This window comes from Nostoc sp. WHI, from assembly GCF_015714725.1.
Classification (GTDB): domain Bacteria; phylum Cyanobacteriota; class Cyanobacteriia; order Cyanobacteriales; family Nostocaceae; genus Nostoc.
Window position 1 is genome coordinate 1 of the sequence record NZ_WBKM01000249.1, and the last position, 8,608, is coordinate 8,608.

The following is an 8,608-nucleotide window of genomic DNA, read 5'->3' on the forward strand; positions in this document are numbered from 1 at the left end:
CCCCCAATTAGTCCGGTCAATCACTACATAAATAACTTTATTTAAGGGAAAATATATCTCTAACCAGCTTTTAATAATGGGCAACCAAATTTCTTCAATATTTATGTAATTTAAAGACAAAAATCTTTGAATCCTTTTTCTTCTACTTTCAAAAAGTATGGGGATAGGTAAAGCAGTAGCGAGTGTTTCAATGCTAACAGTTTTAATAGATTGTAATAAATTTATCAGGATTTTTAGTAATAAATATTCTGCACGTCCCAATTCTCGCTTGAGGTTTGTTTCGTAGAATTCAGGTAATATTATCATTAAATAGAGCTTGTTGCGAATGAATGCTCTTTTTGTTTTACCACAAATTGCTACACTCTTTGTAATATAAGCATTCTAGACCATTTTGTCCCCCTGCAAGGCCTTGTGTACCTTATGCTGGCCCCAATGTTGGCTTTGCTTTTTTACCAGAAATAGGTGCTGGGGTCTGGATAGAATTTGAGAATGGTGATGTTTCTTATCCGATTTGGACAGGTTGTTACTGGCGTACTGACGAAAAGCCAGGAGATGCAACACCCACAGTTAAAACAATTATTACCAAAGCCGGACACAAGATTCTACTTGATGATGATGCCAACATTATTACTATTACTGATAGTAGTGAGAATAAAATTACATTAGAGTCCTCTGGTATCACCCTTGAGCGCAGTGGCAAAAAAATTAACATCAGTACAAGTGAAGTCAATGTTAATGATGGCGCGTTGGAGGTAATGTAATGGTAGGATTACTGAATACTTCTAGCATAATGATGTGTCCCCACGCTGGGACAGTTAGCGTCACCAGTTCCAACACCAAAACCAAGGCGGGTGGTAACTATGTTATTCGGTCTTCGGATACCTTTACGATCGCCGGTTGCGCCTTCACTATTTCGAGTTCTCCCCATCCCTGCGTGCAAGTTCGTTGGGTACAACCCGCTTTAAAATCCAAAGTTGTTGGTGATTTTGTCCTCAATGCCAATAGTGTTGGACTCTGTGTTGCTGGTGATCAAGCAGTCCAGGGTACTGTACTGATTAACTCCACCCAATCCCAGGTGTCTGGCTTATGATTCGCCACGACTATGCCTTCCCCTTCCGCATTGATACTGCTTCCCACCAGGCAGCCCAAACTCGTTATGAAAGCCATGTCGAGCAGATGATTCGCCAAGTCTTGTTAACCAGTCCTGGCGAACGGGTAAACTTGCCAGAATTTGGCTGTGGACTACGACAATTGTTATTTGCCCCCCATTCAGAGGCGCTGGATGCCACAACTAAATTGATTGTGTTGCAGGCACTCAATCGATGGTTAGCTGGACAAATCCAGGTTAAAGACGTAAAGGTGGCATCAATCGAAGAAACGGGCGATCCGGCTCAACTTCAAGTACAGATTGAATATGTGTTGATTGAGACTCAGGCAAATAAACGTATGGAGGTGAGAATTCTTTAATATGGCTCCCTCAAAAGATCGACGTGAACATCTCATCGCCTCCACAACGTTGAATGGCATCGATTTTGTGGAAATTGCCGAATCTGACCAAAAAACCCTGCGGGTTCATTTCCTCAACTCGGTGGTTGTGCAAGGAAGTATTACAAATGTGACGATCGCAGGTGGCGAAACTATTGGAGCGATCGCTATTCTTAATCAAACCACCATTAACGATCCAACTCACTGGACAACTGAAACAGCTACAGGACAACCTATATTAATTCTTTCCGTTGCATCTCCTGGGGATTTTTCCCACTACACCCTTACCCTAGAAAGCAACCTCCTCGATCCCTTTTTCAGTCGAGTTATTTTTTCCTTCAAAGCCCTTTGTCCATCGGATTTAGATTGCCAAACTCCAGACCCCATCTGTCCACCCGATAAACCAGACATTCCCCCAATTGACTACTTAGCGAAAGACTTCCTCAGTTTTCGCAAAGCTCTATCTGACTTCTCAGCCTTGCGCTATCCAGAATGGCAGGAACGCTCAGAAGCCGATTTTGGAGTGATGTTTTTGGAAGCACTGTGTGCCCTAGCAGATGACTTGAGTTACACGCAAGATCGGATTGCGGCGGAAGCTACCCTAGAAACTGCGACACAAAGGCGATCGCTAGTTCATCATGCGCGTCTGGTAGACTATGAACCTCGTCCGGCAACGGCGGCTCGTGTTCTATTACAATTTGATGTTGCTAATAACACCAGTTCTCTGGCTGTCGGTTTAGTAGTCAGTGCCCAAAGTCCCGATGGCGAAATTATTGAGTTTGAAACGGGAACAGGATTGGTTGATCCGAAGACTGGAAAACTCAAAGTCGATGCCAACACTGGACTGCCAAAGAATTTTGCAGTTAATTCCCGATTCAATCGCCACCCTGGCATCACACCCTACTGGTGGGATGATAGCCAACGTTGTCTGAAAACTGGGGCAACCGAAATGTGGATTCAGGGGCATGGGTTCAACTTCCAAGGAGGCGAGGCAATCTTAATTGAAACGGCAGGTGCAACCAGTGCAGATGCCAAAATTCAAGAGGTGGTGCATCTCCTAAAGGCAGCCATTGAAGAGACGGATGCGTTGTTTAATCAACCAGTGACGCATATTTTTTGGCAATCACAGGAGGCGCTGAAGTTTGACCACGATTTGACCCGTACCATTTTGGCAGGGAACCTGGTTCCGGCTACCCAAGGTAGACGCTACAGCGAAACCTTTACTATCCCCATAGATTCACCTCCCCCGATTCCTTCGCCACTGGCACTGATGCGGACAGGTGCAAACAGTACTCCAGATGATGTAAACTTTCAGTATTTTTACACAGTGAGAAATGGCGCGATCGCCTTCTTAGGAGAGGATAACCCAGAAATAGCACCCTTACCAGAAATCCTACTTCGGCAAAGCACCGGGCAAGCTTGGATTTGGCAGAGAAAACTGCTAAATGCTAAACCTTTTGAGAAGTCCTTTACAGTTGATCCGGTGAGTTTTCGGCGCATTGCCCCCAATTCTGATCGCTCTGTGATGTTTGACTACGATAGCGATGCCGGAGATACGATTCGTTTTGGGGATGGTATCTTTGGAGAACTGCCTAATTATGGGGATACCTTTGAGGTGACTTATCGGGTAGGCGGTGGAGCGATTGGCAATGTGGCTGCTGATACCATTAACCGCATTGATCCAACTGTTACCGATGTCATTGGAGTCACCAATCCCTTAAGAGCCACAGGGGGAGCCGATGCCGAACCGAATGAACGAGTCCGACGACTAGCACCACAGGCGTTTCGTGCTAAACAATTCCGGGCAGTCCGTGCCCAAGATTACCAAGTTGCCGCTCAGTCGTTGCCGTGGGTGCAACGAGCGGGTACGGTGTTTCGCTGGACAGGGAGTTGGCTTACAGTTTTCACTACCCCTGATCCGCTAGGTAGTGAGGCATTCACGATTGAGCAACATACAGAACTCATTGACCTACTTAACCGCTATCGCCTAGCGGGGTATGAATCCTATGTGCCTTCCCCCCGCTATGTATCACTTGATTTAGAAATTCGGGTGTGTGCCAGACCTGATGCATTTCGGGGTGATGTGGAAGCGGATCTCCTGGTAGTGTTAAGTGCTACCAAGTTCCCAAATGGCAGGATAGGTTTTTTCTGGGCCGATCGCTGGTCATTCGGTCAGCCATTGGAACGCAGTGCCTTGGAAGCTGCAATCCAGCAGGCCTATGGGGTGGCTGGGGTAGTGTCAATTCGTTATCGGCAACGCGGCATCACTTCCAATGATCAACCCTTGCCAGAAACCTTTGTCATTCCCTTGGATGCCATTTTGCGGGTAGATAACGACAACAGCCGACCAGAACGGGGTTCGCTAAACATTATTGTGGAGGGCGGGAAATGACGAAAGTACCGATTTGTCCCTGTGAAGGATTCATTCATCCACAGGTAGTTTTTAATCCACCAGGGAGAAGTGCGATCGCCTATCGAGTGGGCGACTACACCAGTTTTCGGCAAGCTTTATTATTGCCACTCAAAGACAGGGGCGGCAATTTAGAAGAATTAGAACTGCTCAACTGGTATCCTGGTGCTGATGGTGATTTGGCAGTTCAGATAGTGGAGTGGTGGGCTTATTTAGCAGATATCTTAACTTTTTATAGCGATCGCATTGCCAATGAATCTTATTTAGGAACCGCAGATTTACCAGAAAGTGTCCAGCGATTAATTCAAATTCTCGGCTATCGTCCCCGCCCCGGTATCGGTGCTAGGGGGATTGTTGCCGCCCTCGTGAATAATTCCAAATCCTTTACTCTCCCCCAAGGATTCCAAATTCAAAGTAAACCGGGGCCGGGTAAACAACCGCAGATATTTGAATTAGATGTTGATACGCCGATAGAATTTGCTGATGCGATCGCAGCCGAACCACTGCCCAATATCAACCTCAATCCCAGCAGTGTGTTGTTGAAAGGAACTGTCACAACACTCAAGGTAGGAGATGAACTGCTGTTATTGCAGCGAAACTGGAACAAAACTAACAACCAATATGCATTGGCAACAGTGCAGGTTGTACAGTCGGAGAAAGATCCAAAAGGCAAGACCAACACCCGCCTCAGTCTGGGTTTAAAACAGTCTGGATTGCCGAATAATGCTGAAATCAAGGACTATCGTCTGCTTAAAAGTTTGCAATCAGCTCATGTCTGGCAATATCCCACTGGCAGCGAGAAAGTGATTAGTAATGTGCAGATCCATCTAGATTCGCTTGTGCGCCAGATTAAAGTAGGCGATCCGATTCTGCTGCAAAGCTTTAATTCGACTCAACTGATCCAGGTGACTCAATACAAAGAAGTCGTTTGGTACGCCAATCCGAAGAACAATAATCCTACGCTCCAAGTCGATCCTCCTGCCATCCCTATTCCCATTCCTCACACCCAGCTTGGCTTTACTTCGACTCTGACAGGCGATTGGGATAGTGAAACAGCCAGAGCCACTGCTCTTGTATATTACGATTGGCAAGATGTTGGAGAATTGATTGCAACTCCTGCAACTACATTCAGTAAGACGGAACCACAAGTTAATCTTATTGACAAATTTACCTTTCCTCCTGGTAAAAAGAAACTTCCTTTGCTTCTGGAAGACACTAATGGCAATGGCATCTCTGCCACAGTTTCGTTGAGCAATTCGCCCCCCAAGCTTCAATTATCCGATCTCTCTAACTCGTCTTTTGAATTAACAGCACCCTTGCAGATGTTATTCAATCTGTTGTCAGTCTCACGGGGTCAAACTGCACCTGTGGAAGTTTTGGGCAGTGGGGATGCCAGTATTGCCGGACAGGAATTTGTGTTGCAGAATTCGCCTTTAACCTATCTGGTGAGTGGCGATTCGACTTCTGGCAGTAATTACAAAAGCACTTTACGGATTTGGGTTGATGGTATCGAATGGCAGGAAGTCCCCAGTTTTTACGGACAGTCTGCCGATGCCCGAATCTTTGTTACCCGTGAGGACGAAAACCAGCATACCCATGTGCTGTTTGGTGATGGAGTCAATGGAGCGCGATTATCCTCTGGAGTAAACAACGTACTCGCTCGTTATCGCTACGGTAGCGGCAAGGAAGCACCAGATGCCGGAACTTTAACAGTAATTTCCAAACCTTATCCCAACCTAAAAACCATCCGCAATCCAGTTCCAGTAGGGGGAGGGGCTGACCCGGAGCCAGCAGCACAGATTCGCCGTTATGCACCCCGTTCAGTGCTAACCTTTGGACGGGCGGTTTCAGGGGATGACTACGAAGCGATCGCTGCTCAAACTCCTGGTGTGGCGCGGGCAAAAGTTTATTGGACATGGGACGCAACTCAGCAACGCAGTCTAGTGAAGCTTTATGTCGGTGATGACGATAGCGCAGTCGGTGCGGCAACAATTGCCCTCAAAGGTACTGCTGATCCTAATCGCTCCGTGGTAGTAGAGTTGGCACAGCCACTTTTAGTGCAGCTTACCTTGACATTGCGTATTGAAGCCGCCCGGATTCCAGAGATTGTAATTGCTGCTGTTCAAGATGTTCTGCTCCATCCAGATAACGGGCTATTTGGAGTAAATGCCGTGCAAATTGGACAGGCAATTTACCAGAGTCAGATTTATGCGACCTGTATGCAGGTTCCGGGGGTGCTAGCAGTACACGGCGGGAAATTTCAGATTAACTCAAGCATAGATGTTCATTATCGCCATGATCCGGGCGAGGGCAAATTTTATCACTTACCTGCGGCAAATCTCACATTGTACTGGAAGGCGGGCTAACCATGACTTGGGATTATGACCACTACGCCATTTACTACGCCGATAAATTATGGAATCTCCTACCTGCAATCTATCGAGGAGACGATAGTGAAAGCTTTGAGCGACCCGGTTCTTTACGAGAAATGGTGAATCGCATCGGGGTACAAGCAGCTATTTTACGCCGCAGCCTCGATCGCCAGTGGGAAGACCAATCCATTGAAACCTGCGACGACTGGGTGATTGCTTACATGGCAGATTTACTAGCCACCAATCTCGTGGTCAGTCAGGATGCACGGGGACAACGACTAGATGTAGCTAAAACTATCTACTATCGGCGGCGCAAGGGAACGGTGGCGATTCTGGAAGAAATTGCCACTGATATCACCGGCTGGAGTGCGCGGGTAGTCGAGTTTTTTCGGCGGTTGGCGCGGACACGACACAATCTTGATCCGGCCATCGGGCTACCTTCTCAAACTCCTGATCCGGCAGGGAATCGTACCTTGCAACAAGCGCAAGGATTGGTCGGTACTTTGACTAAAACGCCGATGGGCGGTTGGGCAGATTTACGTCACGTTTATGGTGCAACCAAAGCTCATTCTGCCTTTGATGAATTTTTCTCCACTGCCGATATGCGCCGGGGTAAAGGGCAGGTGGGCTGGTATAATATTCCCCGTTTAGGTGTGTTTCTCTGGCGGTTGATCAGCTTTCCGGTAGGCGAACCAGTTGATTCTCCCCTCACGAAAACAGCACCGAACCGAGGCATTGGAGTTACCCCTGTCCAATACCAAACTTGCCCCGACCACTACACCTTTGATCCCACAGGTCGAGAGATTTCCTTGTTTGCTGCCGCGTCCCGTTCCTTTGGCGATCGCTGGGTCTCTCCTACCGAGTGGCAACTGCCCACCGCCATCAGCCAACCGTTGCTACAACAGGAACTTGGGCATCTCTATGCAGTTGAACAAGGGAACTTGATTAACTTCAACTCTCTGGGAATTTTCGATGCAACTGGGAAGCTGATCCCCCTGGAATATATTCTCCGGGATGCAGGCGGTAATCCAGTCCTTGACCCTCAAGGTCAGCCGATGAAAGTAAAAATCACTGCTGATTCCCGTGATTGGACTAGTCGTAAAACTCATATTTCCTTTTTGATTGAGCCAGAAAAGGGGAAGTTAATTCAGGGGGACAAAGCACCGACGGGTATAAATAATTTCCTTGTGACTTATCACTATGGCTTTTCTTCTACTATTGGTGCTGGAGCTTTCAATCGCCGCATACTCCGTCAACCCCTCACTCCCACGCCAGCCCCTAAACAGGAGGTACTTGGCGGTGGAAATGCTTTGGTTGCTCCTTTGGCAGCGATCGCCCCAATGGGTACACTGACTATTCTTGATTCCCTCACCTATACCCAAATCAGTAATTTGACTGAGATTAAACACGTCACTTTACGGGCAGAAAATAATACTCGACCGTTAATCCGGCTACCTGCTCCAACTCCCACGGTGACAGAATGGAGTTTTAGCGGCACTGAAGGAAGTGAATTGATTCTGGAAGGATTATTTATTAGCGGTGGTGATTTGGTGTTACAGGGCAAATTTGACCATGTGATCCTCAGGTGTTGCACTTTTGATCCTGGTGAAGCAGGTAGTGCCCCTGTTACCTACGCCCAAGCAGTGGACGGACGGGATCTGATTCCTTGTCATCTCTGGGTGGAAGGACAGGTGCGGCAATTAACAATATGACCTAAGATGCAGACCACAATGGCACAAAGGAAAGCTGAAACTAATGAAAGATAAGCTGTAATGTAATTAAGCAGTTGGGGATATGGTTCAGGCGATCGCACTCTATTTGACTTTACCTATAGCCAGTAGCATTGAGCGATCGCTGCTTTCGTTGAGCGCGCTTTATGATGGCTATCCGCCCGCCAAGAGCGATCGCTGTGCCTTCCAGAGACAGTGAAATTAGATGTACGGGTTGCCCAAAATTTCTTTGAGATAAGAAAAGCTTACTCGTTCATGAAATACTTTCATTGATACCAATACCTTCGCCAAAAAAAGATTATGAAGAGAGAGGGCTGGCGTAGTAGAGTTATTGTCTCTCACAACGACAACTCAAAAACTACAAGCAGCCCATGTTCAACATCTTATCACTGTTACAATGCCTGTTACCGCAGATCAACGCTACAACGATGCGGCAATTGAACCAAATAATCCTGGCGATGTTAGCAATGAGCGGTCGAGTCACTATGTTGGGAATTTCGCGTTGGGCAGGCATTGGTGGTAGTTATCGGACGATGTTGCGGTTCTTTCATACAGTAATTCCTTGGGCGACGTTGTTTTGGCTATTTTTCCGCAAGCATTTGTTCCGTGCG

7 protein-coding genes and 2 pseudogenes are annotated in these 8,608 nt (G+C 47.1%); 8 read left to right on the plus strand and 1 reads right to left on the minus strand.

The window, feature by feature from the left end:
- Positions 1-300, minus strand: a pseudogene (locus F8S12_RS25640) (IS4 family transposase); the annotation flags it as partial.
- Positions 301-413: 113 nt separating this feature from the next.
- Here F8S12_RS25640 and F8S12_RS42455 point away from each other — a divergent pair.
- The 8 genes and pseudogenes from F8S12_RS42455 to F8S12_RS25670 form a co-directional block, all read left to right on the plus strand.
- Positions 414-761: pseudogene (locus F8S12_RS42455) on the plus strand (phage baseplate assembly protein V); the annotation flags it as partial.
- Positions 761-1,090 (plus strand): hypothetical protein, encoded by a 330-nt coding sequence (locus F8S12_RS25645; RefSeq protein WP_196519121.1) that lies wholly within the window; start codon positions 761-763, stop codon positions 1,088-1,090. The pseudogene F8S12_RS42455 and the gene F8S12_RS25645, both read left to right, overlap by 1 nt.
- Positions 1,087-1,467, plus strand: coding sequence for a GPW/gp25 family protein (locus F8S12_RS25650; protein WP_196519122.1), 381 nt, complete (start codon positions 1,087-1,089; stop codon positions 1,465-1,467). The genes F8S12_RS25645 and F8S12_RS25650 overlap by 4 nt, the downstream gene beginning before the upstream one ends.
- A gap of 1,543 nt (positions 1,468-3,010) precedes the next feature.
- Positions 3,011-3,877, plus strand: coding sequence for a baseplate J/gp47 family protein (locus F8S12_RS42460; RefSeq protein ID WP_442946830.1), 867 nt, complete (start codon positions 3,011-3,013; stop codon positions 3,875-3,877).
- Positions 3,874-6,261 carry a baseplate J/gp47 family protein gene (locus F8S12_RS25660; RefSeq protein WP_196519124.1) on the plus strand — a complete coding sequence of 796 codons (2,388 nt, stop codon included), beginning with the start codon at positions 3,874-3,876 and terminating at the stop codon, positions 6,259-6,261. Before F8S12_RS42460 ends, F8S12_RS25660 begins: the two co-directional genes overlap by 4 nt.
- 2 nt (positions 6,262-6,263) lie before the next feature.
- On the plus strand, positions 6,264-7,979 hold the full coding sequence (locus tag F8S12_RS25665; RefSeq protein ID WP_196519125.1) for a hypothetical protein: 1,716 nt from the start codon (positions 6,264-6,266) through the stop codon (positions 7,977-7,979).
- Positions 7,980-8,061: 82 nt separating this feature from the next.
- Positions 8,062-8,196, plus strand: coding sequence for a hypothetical protein (locus F8S12_RS41755; RefSeq protein WP_269144849.1), 135 nt, complete (start codon positions 8,062-8,064; stop codon positions 8,194-8,196).
- 172 nt (positions 8,197-8,368) lie between these two features.
- A partial coding sequence (locus F8S12_RS25670) for a transposase (protein WP_196519126.1) occupies positions 8,369-8,608 on the plus strand: 240 nt, incomplete at its 3' end.

Coding starts and splice junctions, on each gene's coding strand:
- F8S12_RS25645 (WP_196519121.1), top strand. CDS start 761: ATGGTAGGATTACTGAATACTTCTAGCATAATGATGTGTCCCCACGCT.
- F8S12_RS25650 (WP_196519122.1), top strand. CDS start 1,087: ATGATTCGCCACGACTATGCCTTCCCCTTCCGCATTGATACTGCTTCC.
- F8S12_RS42460 (WP_442946830.1), top strand. CDS start 3,011: ATGTTTGACTACGATAGCGATGCCGGAGATACGATTCGTTTTGGGGAT.
- F8S12_RS25660 (WP_196519124.1), top strand. CDS start 3,874: ATGACGAAAGTACCGATTTGTCCCTGTGAAGGATTCATTCATCCACAG.
- F8S12_RS25665 (WP_196519125.1), top strand. CDS start 6,264: ATGACTTGGGATTATGACCACTACGCCATTTACTACGCCGATAAATTA.
- F8S12_RS41755 (WP_269144849.1), top strand. CDS start 8,062: ATGGTTCAGGCGATCGCACTCTATTTGACTTTACCTATAGCCAGTAGC.